Annotated in this window: 17 protein-coding genes and 1 pseudogene; 10 read left to right on the plus strand and 8 right to left on the minus strand. The window is 68.2% G+C overall.

The annotated features are described in order from the left end of the window. Positions 1–40 precede the first annotated feature (40 nt). From ACLARN_RS42930 to ACLARN_RS42940, 3 genes are read right to left on the minus strand one after another with little or no spacing between them, the layout of a single operon-like run. Positions 41–1,081 (minus strand): DUF222 domain-containing protein, encoded by a 1,041-nt coding sequence (locus ACLARN_RS42930; RefSeq protein WP_409497255.1) that lies wholly within the window; start codon positions 1,079–1,081, stop codon positions 41–43. Positions 1,082–1,140: 59 nt separating this feature from the next. Beyond that, complete coding sequence (locus ACLARN_RS42935) at positions 1,141–2,904, minus strand: bifunctional sugar phosphate isomerase/epimerase/4-hydroxyphenylpyruvate dioxygenase family protein (RefSeq protein ID WP_409497241.1); 1,764 nt, start codon at positions 2,902–2,904, stop codon at positions 1,141–1,143. After that, a complete protein-coding gene (locus ACLARN_RS42940; RefSeq protein WP_409497242.1) occupies positions 2,894–3,742 on the minus strand; it encodes a shikimate dehydrogenase in 849 nt (282 codons plus the stop codon). Before ACLARN_RS42940 ends, ACLARN_RS42935 begins: the two co-directional genes overlap by 11 nt. Before the next feature lie 111 nt (positions 3,743–3,853). Here ACLARN_RS42940 and ACLARN_RS42945 point away from each other — a divergent pair, with 111 nt between their 5' ends. Further along, complete coding sequence (locus tag ACLARN_RS42945; RefSeq protein ID WP_409497243.1) at positions 3,854–4,495, plus strand: TetR/AcrR family transcriptional regulator; 642 nt, start codon at positions 3,854–3,856, stop codon at positions 4,493–4,495. A gap of 121 nt (positions 4,496–4,616) precedes the next feature. Further along, entirely contained in the window at positions 4,617–5,975 is a 1,359-nt protein-coding gene (locus tag ACLARN_RS42950; protein WP_409497244.1) for an MFS transporter, read from the plus strand. Here ACLARN_RS42950 and ACLARN_RS42955 read toward each other — a convergent pair. Then, positions 5,873–6,448, minus strand: coding sequence for a TetR/AcrR family transcriptional regulator (locus tag ACLARN_RS42955; RefSeq protein WP_409497245.1), 576 nt, complete (start codon positions 6,446–6,448; stop codon positions 5,873–5,875). The genes ACLARN_RS42950 and ACLARN_RS42955 overlap by 103 nt on opposite strands. An 82-nt stretch (positions 6,449–6,530) precedes the next feature. Between ACLARN_RS42955 and ACLARN_RS42960 the strand changes: the two genes are divergently transcribed. Then, complete coding sequence (locus tag ACLARN_RS42960; protein ID WP_409497246.1) at positions 6,531–7,442, plus strand: SDR family NAD(P)-dependent oxidoreductase; 912 nt, start codon at positions 6,531–6,533, stop codon at positions 7,440–7,442. Here ACLARN_RS42960 and ACLARN_RS42965 read toward each other — a convergent pair. Beyond that, positions 7,432–8,829: a PepSY-associated TM helix domain-containing protein gene (locus tag ACLARN_RS42965; protein WP_409497247.1), complete on the minus strand. Its 1,398-nt coding sequence runs from the start codon at positions 8,827–8,829 to the stop codon at positions 7,432–7,434. The genes ACLARN_RS42960 and ACLARN_RS42965 overlap by 11 nt on opposite strands. Before the next feature lie 115 nt (positions 8,830–8,944). Next, positions 8,945–9,484, minus strand: a complete 540-nt coding sequence (locus ACLARN_RS42970) for a hypothetical protein (protein WP_409497256.1) — start codon at positions 9,482–9,484, stop codon at positions 8,945–8,947. Between the two features lie 179 nt (positions 9,485–9,663). On the opposite strand from ACLARN_RS42970, the gene ACLARN_RS42975 reads away from it, so the two are divergent. From ACLARN_RS42975 to ACLARN_RS43000, 6 genes are all read left to right on the plus strand, one after another. After that, positions 9,664–10,857 (plus strand): MFS transporter, encoded by a 1,194-nt coding sequence (locus ACLARN_RS42975; protein ID WP_409497257.1) that lies wholly within the window; start codon positions 9,664–9,666, stop codon positions 10,855–10,857. Positions 10,858–10,889: 32 nt separating this feature from the next. After that, positions 10,890–11,891: a LacI family DNA-binding transcriptional regulator gene (locus tag ACLARN_RS42980; RefSeq protein WP_409497248.1), complete on the plus strand. Its 1,002-nt coding sequence runs from the start codon at positions 10,890–10,892 to the stop codon at positions 11,889–11,891. 412 nt (positions 11,892–12,303) lie between these two features. After that, positions 12,304–13,683, plus strand: a complete 1,380-nt coding sequence (locus ACLARN_RS42985; RefSeq protein ID WP_409497249.1) for an ABC transporter substrate-binding protein — start codon at positions 12,304–12,306, stop codon at positions 13,681–13,683. Next, positions 13,661–14,554 (plus strand): carbohydrate ABC transporter permease, encoded by an 894-nt coding sequence (locus ACLARN_RS42990; protein WP_409497250.1) that lies wholly within the window; start codon positions 13,661–13,663, stop codon positions 14,552–14,554. Before ACLARN_RS42985 ends, ACLARN_RS42990 begins: the two co-directional genes overlap by 23 nt. Further along, a complete protein-coding gene (locus tag ACLARN_RS42995; protein WP_409497251.1) occupies positions 14,551–15,420 on the plus strand; it encodes a carbohydrate ABC transporter permease in 870 nt (289 codons plus the stop codon). Before ACLARN_RS42990 ends, ACLARN_RS42995 begins: the two co-directional genes overlap by 4 nt. 38 nt (positions 15,421–15,458) lie before the next feature. After that, a complete protein-coding gene (locus ACLARN_RS43000) occupies positions 15,459–17,057 on the plus strand; it encodes a glycoside hydrolase family 13 protein (protein ID WP_409497252.1) in 1,599 nt (532 codons plus the stop codon). Here the strand turns inward: ACLARN_RS43000 and ACLARN_RS43005 are convergent, their stop codons facing one another. Next, complete coding sequence (locus tag ACLARN_RS43005; RefSeq protein WP_409497253.1) at positions 17,058–18,629, minus strand: BTAD domain-containing putative transcriptional regulator; 1,572 nt, start codon at positions 18,627–18,629, stop codon at positions 17,058–17,060. Positions 18,630–18,768: 139 nt separating this feature from the next. On the opposite strand from ACLARN_RS43005, the gene ACLARN_RS43010 reads away from it, so the two are divergent. Further along, positions 18,769–19,200, plus strand: coding sequence for an organic hydroperoxide resistance protein (locus ACLARN_RS43010; protein ID WP_409497254.1), 432 nt, complete (start codon positions 18,769–18,771; stop codon positions 19,198–19,200). A gap of 31 nt (positions 19,201–19,231) precedes the next feature. On the opposite strand, the pseudogene ACLARN_RS43015 reads toward ACLARN_RS43010, so the two are convergent. Continuing rightward, a pseudogene (locus ACLARN_RS43015) lies at positions 19,232–19,353 on the minus strand (IS630 family transposase); the annotation flags it as partial.

The raw sequence follows: 19,353 nt of genomic DNA on the forward strand, positions 1-19,353 counted from the left end.
CCCCAGCGTCTCCTGGTTCCGCTGCCCTCAGCTATCACCGCTATGATGCGACATAACAATGGTGCAGGTCTTTCACCTCCACATTGATTGACAGCGCCTCGTGGCGCACGCCGGGTCTTCGGCACTCACGGTCCCGGACGCGGACGAATTCGGCTGTCGCCGCGTCGGGGCGATACCGGGTTCTGCCCAGGTCTTGGACTTGACCGCTGAGCGGGTCGGTGATGATGCGCCGGAGCACGGTGTTCGAGCCGGCGGCGATCTGACGTGCCAGCGAGGCGGGGATGTGACCATGCCCGGCCATCTTCACGGGATCATGGTTCAGCCCCAGATACGTGGAGAGGTCCATGTACAGGAACACCTCGGTGCGTTCCGAGACACCGCCCTGCCCACCCAGCAGCAGGTCCAGGGCGATGTCGGCCCGGAGCTGATCCATCGTCCGCGTGTCACCCTGATTCCGCAGTGCCCGAGCCTCACGATTGATCCGCTGGTAGGCGGCGGTGACCTTCTCCACCGGGCCGTCCACCACCTCGATCGAGGCGACTCCGGCCTCGCCTTGCGCCATGGACAACCGACGTCCTTCCCTGCGCTCGGTCGCCTTCCTGTCGGCACCGGCTCGATCAGCTCTCATCGCCGCGTAGCTCGCCGCTTTGCGAACCTGAACACTGTTCTTCTCCGGCAACCTCGACTCCAGCGCCGCGTCGGCGACGAGCGAGTCCTCATCGGACAGCCAGGCAGTCGCCTCGGCCACCTTGGTGGCGGAGAAACCGTCCAGTTTGCCCCTGTCCATCAACGACAACGTCCTCGGCAACCGTGACGTCAACGCCACACCGGTCGCCACGAGAGAGCCAGCGAAACCGTCCACGAGGTGCAAGCCCATCGCCACCTCCTGCACCACGCTCCGCACGCCGTCACGAACCTCGCTCAACCGTGACAGAGCGCGAAACCGCACTGCCTCAAGACGCGCGAGAGCAACAGTGACTTCCTTCGAAACGAGCATGGATTCCTTGTCATCCAAGGAATCCGCAAAAGCATTGATCTCCTCCAAAAGATTCGGATCGGTCATTTCCCTGAGAACGGCCATGAGTTCGGCCCCAGAAGTAGCCACGGAAGGAACCTACAACCGGCCACCGACAAAAACGCTCAGCGAGTGAGACTCAGCCGCCGTTCCCGATGCGCGGTCATGTACACCGGTGTGTTCACGACCCCGTACCCGCGATATCCGCCGATCCGTTGCACCACCTCGAAAAACACCCGCGACCCGACCAGCTCCGTGCAGAAGTGCAGGAACTCGCCGTGCTCGTCCCGGTCGTACAGCACCGAGTTCTCCCGTAACAGAGCCGCGAACGGCAGGCCGAACCGGGCGTCGAGATCGTCGTAATAGTTCCCGGGAATCTCCAGCAAAGGCGCACCACTTTCCCGCATGGCGCGCGCGACGGCGAAAGCGTCCTCGCAAGCGAAAGCGATGTGTTGCGGCGAAGGCACTCCCGGCGCCCACTCCCCTCGCCGCACCAAGGCACTGTCCAACGTCAGCCGGACATCCCGATCGCCGACCGCCCGGCTGCGCACCAAGCCGAACGGCGCCGCGAACTCCGAGACCTCATCGGGCCGCAGACCCAGCACCGAACGATAAAACAGCGTCGCCTCGTCGAAGTGATCGAAGGGTTGCGTCAAAGCGACGTGGTCGATGCCGGTGATACCCGACCCGGCGGGCGCCGCCCCGGAAGGAACGAAGTCGCGAAGCCACTCGTCATTGCCACAGAAGAAGATCTCAGTGCCATCCGGTGCGGCGACGGCCGAGAGGTCCGCCTCGTCCGGGCCGTGCTCGCGGGGCAGCACGGGTGCGAGCAACGTCTCCGCCCGGCGTGCTGATCCGACAGGGTTCGCACTGGTCAGGCCGAGCGCGCTGATCGTGCCGTCCGCGGTGTCGTCGTTCACCAGCAACCGCGCGGACCCCTGTTGCCACAGGCGAACCGGCTTCGAGCGATGTGACCCGGTGTGCACGAAACCGAGAGCCTCGAGCACTGCTCCCGAAACGGAGAGTTCCGCGAAGGCATGCCCATCCAGCCGAGGCGCCGCGGGAACCTCAAGCGTGCCAACGGATTCCCGCAAGGCCACCAGGGATCGCATCGCATCGACGGCCGCGGGGCGCGGGTCCGCCTGCCGGAAGACGTCGTTGAAGACCTCCAGCGAAAGCGGCCCTCGGTAGCCGGCCGCCAGCACGTGACCGGTGAACGCGGCCAGGTCGAACGCGCCCTGACCCGGAAAGAGCCGGTGGTGCCTGCTCCAGTGCAGCACATCCATGTCCAGCAAGGGCGCGTCGGCCAGTTGCAGGAAGAAGATCTTTTCCCCCGGGATCGTCCGGATCGCGCGAGGGTCGCTGCGTCGCGACAGGATGTGGAAGCTGTCGAGGCAAACTCCCAGTGCCGGATGATCCGCCCGCCGGACGATGCGCCACGCGTGCTCGTAGGTGTTCACGAACCGGCCCCACGCGAGCGCTTCGTAGGCGACACGGATTCCGCGTTCCCCGGCCAGTTCGGCCAGCTCGCGCAGGTGCGAAGCGGCGAGGTCGTCGTCATCGACGGCGTCGGGCGAGACCGACGAACAGACCAGGACGGTGTCCGCCCCGAGTTCGGCCATGAGGTCGAACTTCCGCCGCGCCCGGCGGAGATTCGACCGGAGCACGTCCGGCGGCACCGCTTCGAAATCGCGGAAAGGCTGGTAGAGGTCGATCGTGAGGCCGAGATCGGCGCAGAGCCGCCGGATCTCCGACGGCGACCGGCGTGACGCGATCAGGTCGTTCTCGAAGATCTCGACACCGTCGAACCCGGCAGCGGCGGCGGCCGCGAGTTTGTCCTCGAGCGTCCCGGAAAGGCAGACGGTCGCGATGGCCGTGTCACCGGACATGGGCGGGTTTCCCTTCCAGCGCTTCGAAATGCCGGATCATCCGGTCCGCGTCGGGTTCCGCGCCGGTGAACAGGCGGAACGAGTCCGCCGCCTGGAAGACCACCATCCCGCCGCCGTGCAACGTCCGGCATCCGCGCTCCCGCGCCTGCTTCAGCAGCGTGGTCTCCAGCGGGCGGTACACGATGTCGGCCACCCACATCCCCGGGCGCAGCGAATCGGCGGGCACCGGGGATCCCGGGTACGCGGCCATTCCGGTCGGGGTGGCGTGGACGAGGCCGTCGGCGACTCGGACGTCTTCAAGCGAGCCGGAAAGCGCCCTATCGGCGCCGAAACGCCGCCGCAGTCCGGCCACCAGCGTCCCGGCGCGGGCGGAGTCGACGTCGTGGACGACCAGCCGTCCGGTCCCGAGTGAAAGCAGGGCGTGGGCCACGGCCGCGCCCGCCCCGCCCGCCCCGAGAAGCACGACGGTGTCCATGTCGGCATCGGGCAGGCCTTGGGTGAGGTTGCGGGCGAAGCCGGTCGCGTCGGTGTTGTGCCCGGTCGCCAGCCCCTCGCGGAACACCACCGTGTTCACCGCGCCGAGCGCGGCGGCTTCGGGCGCGATCTCGTCGAGGTACGGCAACACCTGTTGCTTCACCGGATGGGTGACGTTGAGCCCGTCGAAACCGGCGGTCCGCGCGGCGGCCAGTACCTCACCGATCGGCATCCTCAGCACGTCGAGGTCGAGCCGCCGGTAGAGATAGCGCAGCCCGAGTTCGTCGGCTTCCCGTTCGTGCAGCGCCGGGCTCAGCGACGGCCCGATACCGGTGCCGACCAGGCCGATGAGGTAGCTGGTCACCAAGATCCTCCGTTAATGTACGAACTAGTGAGTTCACTGTAGCGTGAACAGGCCGACGCGAGAAGGGCTGCGCTAGAGTGGGGCCTCCACCAGCGGTTCGAAGGGAGTCAGGTGGCAGCACCGTCGTCCGAGGTCGAGCGCCAGCGCGACAAGGAACGCACCCGCGCCGAAATCCTCGCGGTGGCCACCAGGGAGTTCGCCGACAAGGGTTACGCCGGCGCGAGGGTGGACGAGATCGCCGCGCGCACGAGCACCACGAAGCGGATGATCTATTACTACTTCGGCGGCAAGGAACAGCTCTACGTCGCCGCGCTCGAACGGGCGTACGCCACCATCCGCGCCCTCGAGCAGGACCTGGACGTCGACCACCTCGAACCCGAGGACGCGATCCGCCAGCTGGCCGAGCTCACTTTCGATCACCACGAGGCGAATCCGGACTTCATTCGCCTCGTGAGCATCGAGAACATCCATCACGGCGAGCACATCGCGCGCTCCGAAGCCTTATCCGGCATGGCGAACCCCGCTCTCGACGTACTCACCCGCATCCTCGGCCGCGGCCGGGAAGCCGCCCGCTTCCGTGACGACGTCGACGCGCTCGACGTGCACATGGTGATCAGCTCGTTCTGCGTGTTCCGGCTCGCGAACCGGCACACCTTCTCCGCGATCTTCGGTCGCGACATGCTCGACCCCGCGCGCCGCGCGCACTATCGCCAGATGCTGGGCGACCTGGTGATCGAGTACCTGACAGCCTGATACCCCGGCTCTTGACAACCGGGGCACCGTCTCGCACGCTGTATTAACTAACTAGATCGTACATTGCTGGATCGTACATTGGAGCGTCGACGTGGCCCCTCCTTCCCCAGTCACGCAAGGCATGCCCCGCAAGGCCGCACTGGCCGCCTGGATCGGCAGCGCCTTGGAGTACTACGACTTCTTCATCTACGGAACCGCCGCGGCACTGGTGTTCAACAAGGTCTTCTTCCCTGCCTCCTCCCCCGCCACCGGAACGCTGCTCGCACTGGCGACCTTCGGCGTCGGGTACCTCGCCCGCCCGGTCGGCGCGTTCGTGCTCGGACACGTCGGCGATCGGCTGGGCCGCAAGAAGGTCCTAGTCTTCACGCTGTTGCTGATGGGGGCCACGACCTTCCTCGTCGGCTGCCTGCCGACGTACGCCTCAGTCGGTGTGCTGGCACCGGTCCTGCTGGTGGTTCTCCGCCTGCTGCAAGGACTTTCGGCCGCCGGGGAGCAGGCGGGCGCCAACTCGATGTCGATGGAGCACGCGCCGGCCGACCGGCGTGGCTACTACACGAGTTTCACCCTCAGTGGCACGCAAGCCGGCCAGATCCTCGCCACCGCCGCCTTCCTGCCGATCGCCGCGCTCCCCCAGGACCAACTGCTCACTTGGGGCTGGCGGATCCCGTTCTGGTGCAGTGCCGTCGTGGTGATCGTCGGATTCGTGATCCGCCGCAAGATCGACGAAACACCGGTGTTCGAACAGAACAAGGCCGAGGTCGCCAAGCTGCCGGTCGCCGTGCTCTTCCGGACACACTGGAGGGACGTGCTCCGGGTCATCGCCGCGGCCACGATCGCTTCGGTCAGCACGATCTTCACCGTCTACGCGCTGAGCTACGCGGTCAACACGGTCGGGCTGGAGCGCGGGCCGATCCTGTGGGTCGGCGTACTCGCCAACGTCGCCGCGTTGCTCGCGATCCCTTTCCTGGCAGGGCTTTCCGACCGGATCGGGCGCAAACCGGTGTTCATCGCGGGCTGTCTCGGCTGCGCGGTGCTGATCTTCCCGTACCTGTGGTCCATTTCGGACGGTTCGTATCCGCTGATCTTCACCCTCGGCATCCTGCTGTTCGGCGTGGCCTACAGCGGCGTCAACGGGGTGTGGCCGTCGTTCTACGGCGAGATGTTCAGCGCCAAGGTCCGCCTCTCGGGAATGGCGATCGGCACCCAGATCGGATTCGCCATCGCCGGGTTCGCGCCGAGTGTGGTGGCCGCGATCGGCTCCGGAAAGGACGACTGGCTCGGCGTCGCCGTCTTCACCGCCGCGGTCTGTCTGCTCAGCGCGGCGGCCGCGTTCACCGCTCGCGAGACGTACGACGTCCCGACCGAGGATCTGGGCGATCAGAACCCAGGCCAGCCCCGCCGCAGGAAGACGAACGCGGCGTCCAGCGCGGTGGCGGGATCGGGCTCGACACCGGCCAGGTCCGGGATCTCCAAGACATAGCGGGCCAGCAGCCGCACGGAGAAATCGTCCTGGCCGGACTGCTCGGCGATGACTTCCGTGAGCGCGTCCTCGCAACCGGTCCAGAGTGTCCTGGCGTAGGCGCGCAGTGCCGGGGTGGCGACCACCAGATCCGCGACGCGGCGTGACAGCGGATCGGGATCCGGATCGAACGGACCGCGGGTCGCGAGGAAGTCCCGCAACGCCTGCAAGATCGAGACGTCCTCGGCGCGGTCGCGCACCGCGGCGGCCAGCGCCTCTTCGCGTGCGCGCCCGTGGCCGAGGATCAGCGCCTCCTTGCCGCCGGGGAAATGCGCGAACAGCGTGGACACCGCCATGTCCGCGGCCTCCGCGATCTCCGCGACGGTGACGTTGTCGAAGCCCCGTTCCAGGAACAGGGCTCGCGCCGCCTCCGACAAGGCCTGGCGGGTCGCCGCTTTCTTGCGCTCACGCCTGCCCGGCTCGGTCCGTGTCATGCGGCCCACAATACATCGGATGCTCTCCGAATTCGAACTATATGTATATTCGGAGTGACTTCGACTTTGCTGGGAGCCCGCTATGACCTCTTGGGACGTCCACCACCTTCCGCGCGCCGACGGCAAGACCTTCCTGGTCACCGGCGGCAACGCGGGTATCGGCTACTTCGCCGCCGAACAGTTCGCCGGCTCCGGTGCCACCGTGCTCCTCGGCAGCCGGGACGCCACCAAGGCCGACGCCGCGATGACGTCGATCCGGACCCGGGTCCCGGACGCGAACCTCGGGCATCTGCGGCTCGATCTCTCCGACCTCTCGTCCCTCAAGTCCTCTGTGGACACCCTGGAGATCGAGCGGCTCGACGCCGTCGTCTGCAACGCGGGTGTGCTCTTGGAGGATCAGCCGAGGCGCGAGACCGCCGATGGCCACGAACTGACGTTCGCCACCAACCATCTGGGGCATTTCGTCCTGGTGCACCACCTGATGCCGCTGCTCGAAGCGGCGGAGGCCGGTCGCGTCGTCACCACGGGCAGCTTTGTGGGCAAGTCCGCGGAACTCGACCTGGACGACCTCCAGAACAAGCGGGACTACCAGCCCAAGCGCACCTACGCGCGCTCGAAGCTGGCGCAGATGCTGTTCGCCTTCGAACTCGACCGGCGGCTGCGCGCGGCCGGGAGCACGGTGCTGAGCGTCGTCGACCATCCCGGCGGCGCGCTCGACTCACTGACGCCGCCGAGGCCGGTGCACCCGGCACCGAGTGGCCGGAAGTTCCCCGCCGGACTTCTGTTGCACGGCAAGGAAGCCGGGGCCTGGCCGGCCGTCCGCGCGGTCCTCGACCCGACCGTGCGCGGCGGCGAGATGTTCGGCCCGCGGGTGTTCGGCCTGCGCGGGGAACCCCGGCGGGAACCGGTACGCGGAAAGCTCGCCGACACCGCGCTCGCCGCCCGGTTGTGGGCGGCGAGCGTCGGTCTCACCGGTGTCGAGGTCACACGGTGACGTCGGCGGAGTCCGGTTTGGACCGACGGCCGGGCCGCAGGCCCAGCAGCAGGTCGATCACCAGGAACGCCAGCAGGCTGATGCCGAACAGCGGCACGAACCAGCCGATCGCGGCGGCGAGGACGACGAGCCCCGCCACCAGGGCGGGCGGCGCCTTCCGCCACTGCCCGCGTGGGATGGGCCGTCCGAACGTCAGCCCGGTCGACCTGGTGGGCCTGCGCTGCCACCACATCCGGTAGCCGAGCACGACCAGCGTGACCAGCCCGGCGCCCAGCAGGAGCAGCACGATCTGATTGGGCCAGCCGAAAAGCACGCCCATATGCGCGTCGATGCCCCAGCGGGCCAGCTTCGCCATCAGCGGATAGTCGGCGAACCGCACCTCGCCCAGGATCTGGCCGGTGGTGCCGTCGACGGCGACGGCGTCGACCTGTGTCGGCCAGCCGCGTTCGACTTCCGCCACCTGCCAAGGAGACCCGGGCTTGGTTGGCAGCCCGATCTCGACCGAAGCCGCGTCGATCCCGGCGGCGCGGGCCGAGGCGAGCATCGCGTCCACACTCTCGGGCCGGGCGGGGGCAGGTGCGGCGGGCGCTTCCCCGTGCCCGGAGTGACCGGCGTGCTCGTCGGTGCCCGTCACCTTCAGCGCCGGGGTGGCCCAGCCGAGAGATTCGCGCAACGCGGAGACGTTCTCCCCCGCGTATGTCGACCACGTCAGCCCCGTCGCGGACAGGAACAGCGCACCGAGCAGCACCCACAGGCCGACAGATCCGTGCCTGCGAACGGATTTCCCACGTGGGGACTCCGTTTTCGCCGCCTTCTCGGCCCGGCGGGCGCGACGGCGGCTCACCCACAGCACGAGGCCGCCCAGCGCGACCACCCACAGCCAGGACGCGGCGAGTTCACTGTAGAGCCGACCCGGTTCACCGAGCAGCAGGTTGCGGTGCAACTGGTCGAGCGTGGTCCGAAATGGCAAGGCACCGCTCGAGCCGTACGCGACGAGGTCCCCGCGCACCTGCGCGGTGGCGGGGTCGACGAAGACCGCGCGTCGTTCGGACTCGCCGAGCCCGTCCTCGGCGAACAGCACCCGGGTCGTGTCGCCCGGTTCAGGGGCGGGCCGGATCGCGACCAGGTCGCCGCCGGGGTTGGCCGCTTGCGCCGCCTTGACCTGATCGGCGAGCGAGACCTGGCTCAGCCCGACGGGTGCCCGCAACTGGTCGGAGTAGACCCAGGACTCCATTTGCGGAGTCGCCGCGTACAGGACGCCGGTGAGCGCCGCGATGAGGACGAAGGGGCCGACGAGGACGCCGGCGTAGAAGTGGAGCCGGAGGAACAACCCGCGCCAGGCGGACGCGCGCGGTGGACTCGTGGTCGGTTCGGTTTGTGTTGCCATGGGGGAACTCCTGAGGCGTCGGTGGGGAGGCATGCGCCTGCGCCGCACGCCGGAAGTCGTCACGGCGCGCGTGCTGAGCCCTGCCGCGACACGGGTCTCGGCAGGGTTTCGGGGATCAGGCGAACGACACCGGCGGACCGCGCCGGGAGAGCACGTCACGCAGGAGCGCCTCGGTCGCGGGGTACTTCACCGCGAGCGGGACGTGGATCCGCAGCGGCGCCGTCGCGGGCCGCGGCGTCAGGCGGCGCGGAAGGACCGAAGCGATCAGCGTCGTGAGGGCGAACAGCACATGCTCGGCGCCTGTCAGCACCGCGACCACCACGAGGGTCGCGGCGGCGTGCCCGGCGGTCATGAGCAGGCCGTTGCCCGGGGCTTCGGTGTGCTGGGAGTGCGATTCCCAGGCCAGGAAGGTGAGGGAGGCGTGCATCGCCAACTGCCCACCACCGACCAGGCAGAGGATCGCGAGCGGACCTCGTTGACGCCCCGCGAGCGCATACGCCACCCAGCTGAGCAGGGCGACGAGCAGCACGACCACGCCGAGGTCGGGGACGCGTCCGCTGGCGCCCAGGTGGGCACCGGTCGCCAGGATGCCGGTCAGCACCCCCACGGCCCCGCCACGGAGGCGCCGGGCCGGGCCTCGGGTCGGGGTCAGCATGCGCACGGGTGGCAGAGTAGAGCGCGACCGGGCCCGCTGTCGCGCATCGCTGACGCCCGGGACATACCGGGTACTACGGACCGGGATCGCCCACGGATCACGGCGTTATCCGTTCGTTATTCAAATGAGCAGGGGTGCGACACCGAGTGACCGACGACACCGCGCAGACACGGACCTCGGTGTTCCGCAGCCTGTCGTTCGGACGGCTGTGGACCGGGAACACGGCCTCCGGGCTGGCGACCTGGGCGCTGCCGTTCATCCTCGGACTGGCCGTGCTCGAACGGTCACTTTCGGCCGTGGACCTGGGCATCGTGCTGGCCGCGCGCACCGTGGGTTTCCTCGTGGCCGTCCCGGTGGCGGGGGTCCTCGCCGATCGGCACTCGCGTCGTCTGGTCGTGCTCTGGGCGGGTCTCATCGCCGGCCTCGCCACTCCCCTGATCGCGGTCGGGATGGGCCGGTCCGTCCTGGTGATGGCCGCCGCGGCCGCCGTCGTCGGCATCGGCCAGGGCGCGTGCCGCCCGGCGTTCCAGGCGCTGACCGCCGAAGTGATCGACGAACACCAGCGCCAGCAGGCCAATGCCGCGATGACGCTGGCCGTCCGGGTCACGACTTTGGTCGCACCCGGTCTCACCGCGCTGCTTTCCCAGTTCGCCTCCACGTCGGTCCTTGTCATCGGCACCGGCGTGCTCTGGCTGGGCGCGGCGCTGATCCCGCCGGGAGGCACCTTCGCGCCGTCGCCGGTCGCGAAGGCCCGATTCTTCGGCGAGTTCGCCGACGGACTCCGCGAAGCTCGCCGTCATCCGTGGTTCCTGGCCGGACTCGGCGCGCTGACCGCCGTGATCGCGACCGGCTACTCCGCCACCGGCGTCGTGCTGCCCTTGGTCAGCCGCGACCGCTACGACACCGAAGCCGTCCTGGCCGGCGGGCTGACCGCGTACACGCTCGGCGCGCTCGCGGGCGCCGTCGTCATCGCGCGCTGGCGCCCGAAGCGGCAAGGCTGGGCGGCCCTGATCGGACTCGGCTGCTACGGCTTCGCACCACTGAGCCTGCTGTTCCCGGTGCACCCGGCCTTCGTCATCGCGGCCTACGCCGTCGCCGGACTGGGCATCGAGCTGTTCAACGTCCCGTGGTTCACCGCGACCCAGCGGGAGGTCGAACCAGGCAAACTCGCGCGAGTGTCCTCTTTGGACTTCCTGTTCTCCTACGGCCTGGCACCCGCCGGGCTGGCGTTCATCGCGCCCGCGATCGGCCAGTTCGGCGCGGTGCCGGTGCTGGCGGTGTGCACTGTCGTCTGCTTCGCCGCTCCGGCCGCGGCCGCGCTCGTTCCCTCTTCGCGCGACTTCCACGCAACCACACCGATCAAGAGTGTCTAGTTTTTGCGCTCACTTGCGGTAAAGTTTCACCCATGACGCGTCGTCTTGCCGAAGTCGCCCGCAAGGTCGGGGTCAGTGAAGCCACGGTCAGCCGGGTACTCAACGGCCGGTCCGGGGTCTCCGCCGGAACCCGGGCCGCCGTTCTCACCGCGCTGGACGTGATGGGCTACGAACGGCCGACCCAGCTGCGGGGCGACCGCGCCCGTCTGGTCGGACTGGTCCTTCCCGAACTACAGAACCCCATCTTCCCCGCACTGGCCGAGATCATGGGCAACGCGCTCGCCCAGCAGGGTTTCACCCCGGTGCTGTGCACGCGCACCGCGGGCGGGGTCTCCGAAGCGGAGTACGTCGAACTGCTGCTCCAGCAACAGGTTTCCGGCGTGGTGTTCGCCGGCGGGCTCTACGCCCAGGCCGACGCGGTGCACTCCCACTACCACCACCTCGCCGAACGCCGCCTGCCGACGGTGCTGATCAACGCCGCCGTCGACCACCTCGGACTGCCGCAGATCTCATGCGACGACGCGGTCGCCGTCGAGCAGGTCGTGGGACATCTGAGCTCACTCGGGCACGAGAAGATCGGCCTCGTCCTCGGCCCGACCGACCACGTGCCGTCGCAACGCAAACTCGAAGCGTTCCGCGCCTACGCCGGGAAACTCGGCCTCCCGGTCCTGGACGAACTCATCGAACACGGCATGTTCTCCATCGAAGGCGGTCACGCGGCCGCGGCGCGGCTGTACCCGCGCGGCGCCACCGCCGTCCTGTGCGCGAGCGACCTGCTGGCGCTCGGCGCGATCCGCGCGGCCCGGCGGCAGGGATTGTCGGTACCCGACGACATCTCGGTGGTCGGCTACGACGATTCGGCCCTGATGAACTGCACCGACCCGCCACTCACCACCACCCGCCAGCCGATCGAGGCGATGGGCCGCGCCGTGGTGGAACTGCTGGTCAAGCGCATCAACGGGGGTGAGGTGGCGGCGGAGGAACTGCTGTTCGCCCCCGAACTCGTCGTCCGGGGCTCCACCGCCCGCCGGTAACCCTCCACGCAACTAGCCGACCACTTGCGCTCCACCACCCCCGCAAGTAGCCGACTACTTGCGCCCTTCCCCCCTCCGCAAGTAGTTGGCTACTTGCGTCCCTCGACTCTCGTGGCTCACGGTGGCGGGCAGTGAAGGACTCTTTCCCTACCTTCAGGGTAGGCAAGGAGGCCTTCACGGCCAGGCGAACGCGTGCGAACAGATGCCGGGCCCCTCCCTCGCGACCGCACCTTGCCGTCCCCCTCCGCAAGTAGCCGGCTACTTGCGTCCCTCCACTCTCGTGGCTCGCGGTGGCGCCAGGCGTTGTCGGAAAGTTGCAAGTTCTCATCCAGTTATTGCGTCAATCTGGAGCTTCACTTTAGAGTGACCGCAATCACGTGACAGCCGTCGCGATTCCGAGATGAGGCTTGAGATGAGCAGCACTTGGTCCCCTGCCGTGCGCCGCCGGATGTTCTGCCTGCTCGTCGCGGGCGGGCTCACGCTGGGGGTGGCAGCCTGCGGTTCCGGCTCCGGTGAAAGCACCGGGGCCGGGAGCAAGGTCAAGATCACCGTCACCGGCCAGCCCCCGACCAGCCAGCCGTTCGAGCGGAGCGTGTTCGACGCCGACGTCAAGGAGTTCGAGGAGTCCCACCCGGACATCGACATCGAGCCGCACGAAGGGTTCATGGACCCGAAGACGTTCTCCGCCAAGCTCGCGGGCGGTCAGCTCGAAGACGTCTACTACGTCTACTTCACCGACCCGGCGCAGATCATCGCGCGCCGCCAGGCCGCCGACATCACCGAAGCGGCCAAGGGCCTGAAGAACTTCAACGACATCAAGCCGGAGCTGCTGGACAACTTCCGCGACTCCGGCGGCAAGCTGTACGGCCTGCCGACGATGAACTACAGCATGGGCCTGCTCTACAGCCGCCCGCTGTTCCAGAAGGCCGGGCTCGACCCGAACAAACCACCGCAGACCTGGGACGAGGTCCGTGAAGCCGCGAAGAAGATCGCCGCATTGGGCAACGGCACCGTCGGATACGCCGACTACAGCAAGAACAACCAGGGCGGCTGGCACCTGACCGGCTGGCTCTACTCCATGGGCAGCGAGGTCGCCCGCAAGGACGGCGACAAGTGGGTCGCCGCCTTCAACAACGACAAGGCCAAAGCCGCCCTGAACCAGCTGCGGGCCATGCGGTGGGACGACGACACCATGGGCAGCAAGCAGTTGCTCGAAGCCCAGGACGTCCAGCGCATGATGGGCGCGGGCCAGCTCGGCATGTACATGGCGGCCCCGGACAACGTCCTGGTGCTGGTCAAGCAGTTCAACGGCAAGTACGAGGACTACGGCGTCGCCGGGATGCCGGGCGGGCAGGGCACGCTGCTGGGCGGCGAGGGCTACATGATCAACCCCAAGGCCACGCCGGAGAAGATCAAGGCGGGCCTGGAATGGGTCCGCTGGAAGTACCTCAACCCGGAGCGCTTCGAGAAGCACGTCCAGCAGTACGTCGACGGCAAGCAGCCGGTCGGGCTGCCGGCCGAGCCGACGCCGGACATCTGGCAAGGTGCCGTCCGTGATCAGCAGCTCGCGCTGAAGACCAGGCACGCCAACGTCCCCGCCGAGAACTTCAAGTCCTATGTGGACGCCAGTTCCACTATCAAGGGCAGCATCGAGCCGCCGAACGCGCAGCAGGTCTACGCGATCCTCGACAGCGTGATGCAGGCGGTGCTCACCGACCGGAACGCGAACGTCGATCAGCAGCTGGCGTCGGCCGAGTCGAAGGTCAACAGTGTCCTCGCACAGATCAAGTAACGTCCGCAAGCTCAAGGAGAACCTCACCGCGTACGGCCTGCTGTGCGCCGCGCTCGTGGTGTTCGCGCTGTTCTCCTGGTACCCGATCGTGCGCGGGGTGCTGCTGAGCTTCCAGCAGGTCGACTTCGTCAACCCACCGTCGTGGGTCGGTTTCGACAACTTCACCCGCCTGTTCGAGGATCCGCTGTTCGGCGTCGCCTGGCGCAACACCTTGCTGTTCACCGGACTCGCGCTGGTGTTCGGGTTCGTGGTGCCGTTCCTGACCGCGGTGCTGCTCAACGAACTGCGGCACGCCAAGGCGTTCTTCCGGCTCGCGGTCTACCTGCCGGTGATGCTGCCACCGGTGGTCACCGCCCTGATGTGGAAATGGTTCTACGACCCGGGTTCCGGCCTGTTCAACTCCGCACTCGGCGCGGTCGGCCTGCCCGGCGGCCAATGGCTCGACTCGAGCGACACCTCGATGTTGTCGCTGGTGTTCGTCTCCACCTGGGCGAACATGGGCAGCACCACACTGATCTACCTGGCCGCGCTCGGCACGATCCCCGGCGAACTCTACGAAGCCGCGGAACTCGACGGCGCCGGGCTGTGGAAGCGCCTGATCCACGTCACTCTCCCGCAGACCCGGTTCGTGCTGCTGGTGCTTCTGCTGTTGCAGGTCGTCGCGACCATGCAAGTGTTCACCGAGCCGTACGTGATGACCGGCGGCGGGCCGGACGACTCGACGGTGACCGTGCTCCTGCTGCTGTACCGCTATGCCTTCGTCTACAACGACTTCGGCTCGGCCAGCGCGTTGAGCCTGTTGCTGTTCGTCGCGCTCGGGGTGTTCTCCGCGTTGTACGTGCGCCTGACCAGGAAGGCGGATCAGTCATGAGAACCCTCGTCTCCCCCAGCACGCTCCGCAGCCCCGGCGGCAAGATCGCGTACGCCGTCGTCTTCGGCTGCACCCTGCTCCTGTTCGTCATCGCGTTCCTGTTCCCGCTGTACTGGGCGGTGACCGGGGCGATGAAGTCACCGCAGGAGCTGGCGCGGACACCGGCGACGTTCGTGCCGAACGAGTGGCATCCGGAGACCTTCGGCGACGCGTGGAACCAGTTGAGCCTCGGCAAGTACTTCCTCAACACGATCATCGTCGCCGGAGGTGCCTGGCTGGCCCAGCTGGCCATCGACGTCCCCGCCGCGTTCGCGTTGTCGAAACTGCGGCCGAAATTCGGCAACGTCGTACTGGGACTCATGCTGGCGACACTGATGCTCCCGGCGGCGGCACTGCTGGTGCCGACCTACGTGACGATCACCGATCTCCCCCTGCTGCACGTCAACCTGATCAACTCACCGGCGGCGGTGTGGCTGCCCGCCGCCGCGAACGCGTTCAACATCTATCTGCTGAAACGGTTCTTCGACCAGATCCCGGACGAGCTGATCGAAGCCGCACGGCTCGACGGCGCCGGACCGGTGCGCACGCTGTGGCGCATCATCCTGCCGATCTCGCGCCCGATCCTGGCCGTGGTCTCGATCCTCGCGGTGGTGGCCGCGTGGAAGGACTTCATCTGGCCGTTGCTGGTGTTCCCGGATACCGAAAAGCAGACGCTGTCGGTGATGTTGCAGCGGGTGGCCATCGACATGCCACTGAACGTGCTGGTCGCAGGCATGGTGCTGGCCAGCCTGCCGATGGTGGCGTTGTTCCTGGCGTTCCAGCGGCACATCCTCGCCGGGCTCACCGCCGGCAGCGTCAAAGGCTGACCCTCGGGGTTTCCGCAAACGATTGGGAGGGCATTTCCGTGACCGCATTGGGGCAGACCGCCGGATGGTGGCGGAGCGCGGCGATCTACCAGGTCTACATCCGCAGTTTCGCCGACGGGAACGGTGACGGCGTCGGCGATCTCGCCGGGGTCCGCGCGCGGCTGGACTACCTGGCGGAACTGGGTATCGACGCGATCTGGTTCACCCCGTGGTATCCGTCGCCGATGGACGACGGCGGCTACGACGTCGCCGACTTCCGGGAGATCGACCCGCTCTTCGGCACGCTCGCCGAGGCGGAGGACCTGATCGCCGCCGCACACGCGCGGGGTATCCGCGTGATCATCGACATCGTGCCGAACCACTGTTCCGACGAGCATCGCTGGTTCCAGGAGGCACTGGCTGCGGAGCCTGGATCGCTTGAGCGGCAACGGTTCTGGTTCCGCCCTGGTCGCGGGCCGGATGGCTCCGAACCGCCCAACAACTGGAAGTCGCGCTTCGGCGGTTCCGCGTGGACGCGAGTCCCGGACGGCGAGTGGTACCTGCACCTGTACAGCTCGCGACAGCCCGACTTCAACTGGGACAACCAGGACATCCGCGCGGATTTCGAGGACGTGCTGCGGTTCTGGTTCGACCGCGGGGTCGACGGTTTCCGCATCGACGTCGCCGACGGGCTGGTGAAGGACCCGCGGTTGCCCGACGTCGATCCCGGTGACGAAACGCCGTTCTCCGACCAGGAGGGGCTGCACGAGATCTACCGGTCGTGGCGCAAGATCGCCGACAGCTATCCGGGTGACCGGGTGCTGGTCGGCGAGATGTGGCTGCCGGACATGTCGCGTGCCGCGCGTTATCTCCGCCGCGACGAACTGCACGCCGCGTTCAACTTCGACTTCCTGGTTTGTCCCTGGGATTCCGCACGCTTCCGGGATGTCATCGAGCGGACGCTGGTGGCGCACGCGGAGGTCGACGCGCCCGCGGCCTGGGTCCTGTCGAACCACGACGTCACCCGGCACGTGACCCGGTACGGACGCGAGGGTGACACCGGTTTCGCGTTCGCCGACCGGCTGCACGGCACTCCGGTGGACCGTGCGCTCGGCACCCGCCGGGCGCGGGCGGCGGCGCTGCTGACTTTGTCGCTTCCCGGTGGTTTGTATGTCTACCAAGGGGAAGAGCTCGGTCTGTGGGAGATCGAGGACATCCCGGACGAACTCCGTCAGGACCCGGTGTGGGCCCGCACGCACGGCGCCGACCCGGGCCGTGACGGCTGCCGCGTTCCGCTCCCCTGGTCCGGCGACGCCCCACCGTTCGGCTTCGGCACCGGCGGAACGTGGCTGCCTCAGCCCGCGGAATGGCGCTCCAGCACAGCGGAGGCGCAGGCGGCCGATCCCGCGTCGATGCTCCGGCTGTACCGTGCCGGTCTGCGCCTGCGGGACGAACTGTCCGCGCTCGGCCCCGGCGATCTGGAGTGGCTGTCACTCGGCGACAGCGTGCTCGCGTTCACCCGGGAGCCGGAGTTCACTTTCGTGCTGAACTTCTCGGACGCGCCGGTACAGCTTCCGCCGCATCGCGAAGTGCTCTTGGCGAGTGGCCCGGTCGACGGCGAACTCCCGACGGACACGGCGGTGTGGCTGCGCACCTGATCAGCGGCCGGTCGTGACCCGGGCGATCCGGCCGCGCATCCGTGCGCGGCCGGCCGGGTCACGCCACCGGAGGTGCCGGTCGAGCACCTCGCGGAGCACACCGTCGAGGACGAGGCCGTCGGTGGCGGCCTCGACACAGGGGTGGCCGCGGAGCCAGTCGAACAGCTCCGACGAACGGCCTCCCGGCAGCACGGACCGGAGGAGGTCTTCGGTGGTGTGGCTCGCTTGCGCACACACGTACAACGCCCACCGGTGTGCCTCCGTCGGAGGATTTCCGGCCAGATGGGTGTAAACGGTGTCCACCACGTACCGTTCCGAGTCCTCTCGCGGTGCCCTGCTGACCTCGGCGGCGAGGGAAAGCGCGAACGGATTTCCCGCTGCGAAGTCCACAATGGACTTCTGGAGACTGGGGTCGACATCGCGCGCCTCGAGCAGCGCGGCGGACTCGGTTTCACTCAAGGCTTCGAGCTTCCGGAGCCGGATCCTCCCCGCCCAGGCCGGATCGACCAGCAGCGTGGCATCCGGTCCGCTCCGGCCCGTGATCACGACCGTGGCGTCTGCGGGGAGGCGGCGCAAGAAGGCGGCCGGATCGTCGAGGTCCTCGAACACGTCGACCAACCGGACTGGCCTGTCCATGGCGGCCGCGTCGTCGGCGAACTTCCGCAGCAGCGTCGACTTCCCGATGCCGGGAGCGCCGGTGTAGAACAGCACTTCGACGCCCTTGGCCGGATCCCTCGCGAGCAACCGCCGGAATTCGGCGCGTTCGCGCTCCCGTCCGACGAACAGCGAACCCGATTCACGGAGAACAGGCACCTGCTCGTCCTCGGCGCGGAGCACCTTTTCGTGGAGAGCCCGCAGTTTCGGCCCTGGGCGGACCCCGAGTTCCTCGTCGAACAGGTCGTGGATCACCCGGTAGAGTTCGAGCGCCTCGGCACGGCGCCCGCCGCGATGGAGAGCGAGGAGATAGATCTCGTACAGCGGCTCTTCGAGGCGGTTCCGCTCGATCAGCACGGGCACCTCGGCCATCACCTCGGCGTGATCCCCGAGTTCCAGGCGGAGCCGGAGCAGTTCCTGGGTGGCGGTCAGTTTCAGCCGTTCGAGCCGCGAGCGCTCGTGTTCCGCGGCTTCACCGGGGACGCCCGCCAGCGCCGTTCCGGTCCAGAGACCGAGCGCTCGCTCCAGCAGCTTCGCCGCCGTCTCCACGGTGTGCGCCTGACGCGCGTTCTCGATCAGCCTGGCGAATTCGGTGGCGTCCACCTCGAACGAGTCCGGGTCCAGCTGGTAGCCGCCGGACTGTGAGATGATCGCCGATCCCAGTCCCTGCAAGGAAAGCAGCCGCCGGAGACGGGAGATGTAGGTCCGGATGACGGCCTCTCCGGTCGCGGGTGCCCGCTCGCCCCAGAGCCCGTCGATCAGCTCACCGGTCCGGACGAAACTGCCGGCGTTGGCCAGCAGCAGCATCAGGACGGCCTGCTGTTGGGGCGAGCCGAGGTCCAGCCGGGTGCCGCCGCTGGTGAAGCCGGGCGGGCCGAGCACGGTGAAGCGGTACCGGACTTCCTGCGGCTGGGACATGAGCGGAAAGGTAGGTCGCCCCGTGCGGCCGCCGCGACCGTCGGACGACGTCGTCTGCGTACGTCGTCCGCCCATGACGTACAGGAGTGACGTCGCCTGACGGTCGCCGCGGTCCCGCTCGGATTCCTAGGTTTGCGGCATGTCTGAAACCACGTACACCGCCGTCGCCACTTCGACCGCGGAAGGCCGCAACGGCGGCCGCGCGACCTCCGACGACGGCGTGCTCGACGTCGGCCTCTCCGTGCCGAAGGCCTTCGGTGGCGCCGGGGACGGCACGAACCCCGAGCAGCTGTTCGCCGCGGGCTGGGCGTCCTGCTTCGTCGGCGCCGTCCGCCGCGTCGCGGGTGTGAAGAAGGTGCCGCTGAACGACCTCGCCGTCGTCGCCGAGGTGACGCTGCACCACGACACCGACGCGGGCGAGTTCCACCTGAGCGCCGCGCTGCACCTGGAAGCCTCCGGCATCGACCAGGCCACCGCCGACGAGCTGGTCCAGGGCGCGCACCAGGTGTGCCCGTACTCCAAGGCGACGCGGGGGAACATCGAGGTCACGCTGGACGCCACCGTCGCCTGACGCGCTGCCTACCCCGACCGCAAGTAGTCCTCTAGTGTCGCGCGTCTGATGTTCGTTGACGGGTGGCGTGGGGCAGGATTTCGTCGGCGGTCTTGGTCCAGGTGAACGGGTGGCAGCGGTTGTTCCAGCCGTCGATGAAGGCGCGGATCGCGG

The sequence above is a fragment of the Amycolatopsis sp. cmx-11-12 genome (assembly GCF_046269425.1).
In the GTDB taxonomy this organism is placed as follows: domain Bacteria; phylum Actinomycetota; class Actinomycetes; order Mycobacteriales; family Pseudonocardiaceae; genus Amycolatopsis.

Coding starts and splice junctions, on each gene's coding strand:
- ACLARN_RS42930 (WP_409497255.1), bottom strand. CDS start 1,081: ATGGCCGTTCTCAGGGAAATGACCGATCCGAATCTTTTGGAGGAGATC.
- ACLARN_RS42935 (WP_409497241.1), bottom strand. CDS start 2,904: ATGTCCGGTGACACGGCCATCGCGACCGTCTGCCTTTCCGGGACGCTC.
- ACLARN_RS42950 (WP_409497244.1), top strand. CDS start 4,617: ATGCCCCGCAAGGCCGCACTGGCCGCCTGGATCGGCAGCGCCTTGGAG.
- ACLARN_RS42955 (WP_409497245.1), bottom strand. CDS start 6,448: ATGACACGGACCGAGCCGGGCAGGCGTGAGCGCAAGAAAGCGGCGACC.
- ACLARN_RS42960 (WP_409497246.1), top strand. CDS start 6,531: ATGACCTCTTGGGACGTCCACCACCTTCCGCGCGCCGACGGCAAGACC.
- ACLARN_RS42965 (WP_409497247.1), bottom strand. CDS start 8,829: ATGGCAACACAAACCGAACCGACCACGAGTCCACCGCGCGCGTCCGCC.
- ACLARN_RS42970 (WP_409497256.1), bottom strand. CDS start 9,484: ATGCTGACCCCGACCCGAGGCCCGGCCCGGCGCCTCCGTGGCGGGGCC.
- ACLARN_RS42980 (WP_409497248.1), top strand. CDS start 10,890: ATGACGCGTCGTCTTGCCGAAGTCGCCCGCAAGGTCGGGGTCAGTGAA.
- ACLARN_RS42985 (WP_409497249.1), top strand. CDS start 12,304: ATGAGCAGCACTTGGTCCCCTGCCGTGCGCCGCCGGATGTTCTGCCTG.
- ACLARN_RS42995 (WP_409497251.1), top strand. CDS start 14,551: ATGAGAACCCTCGTCTCCCCCAGCACGCTCCGCAGCCCCGGCGGCAAG.
- ACLARN_RS43005 (WP_409497253.1), bottom strand. CDS start 18,629: ATGTCCCAGCCGCAGGAAGTCCGGTACCGCTTCACCGTGCTCGGCCCG.
- ACLARN_RS43010 (WP_409497254.1), top strand. CDS start 18,769: ATGTCTGAAACCACGTACACCGCCGTCGCCACTTCGACCGCGGAAGGC.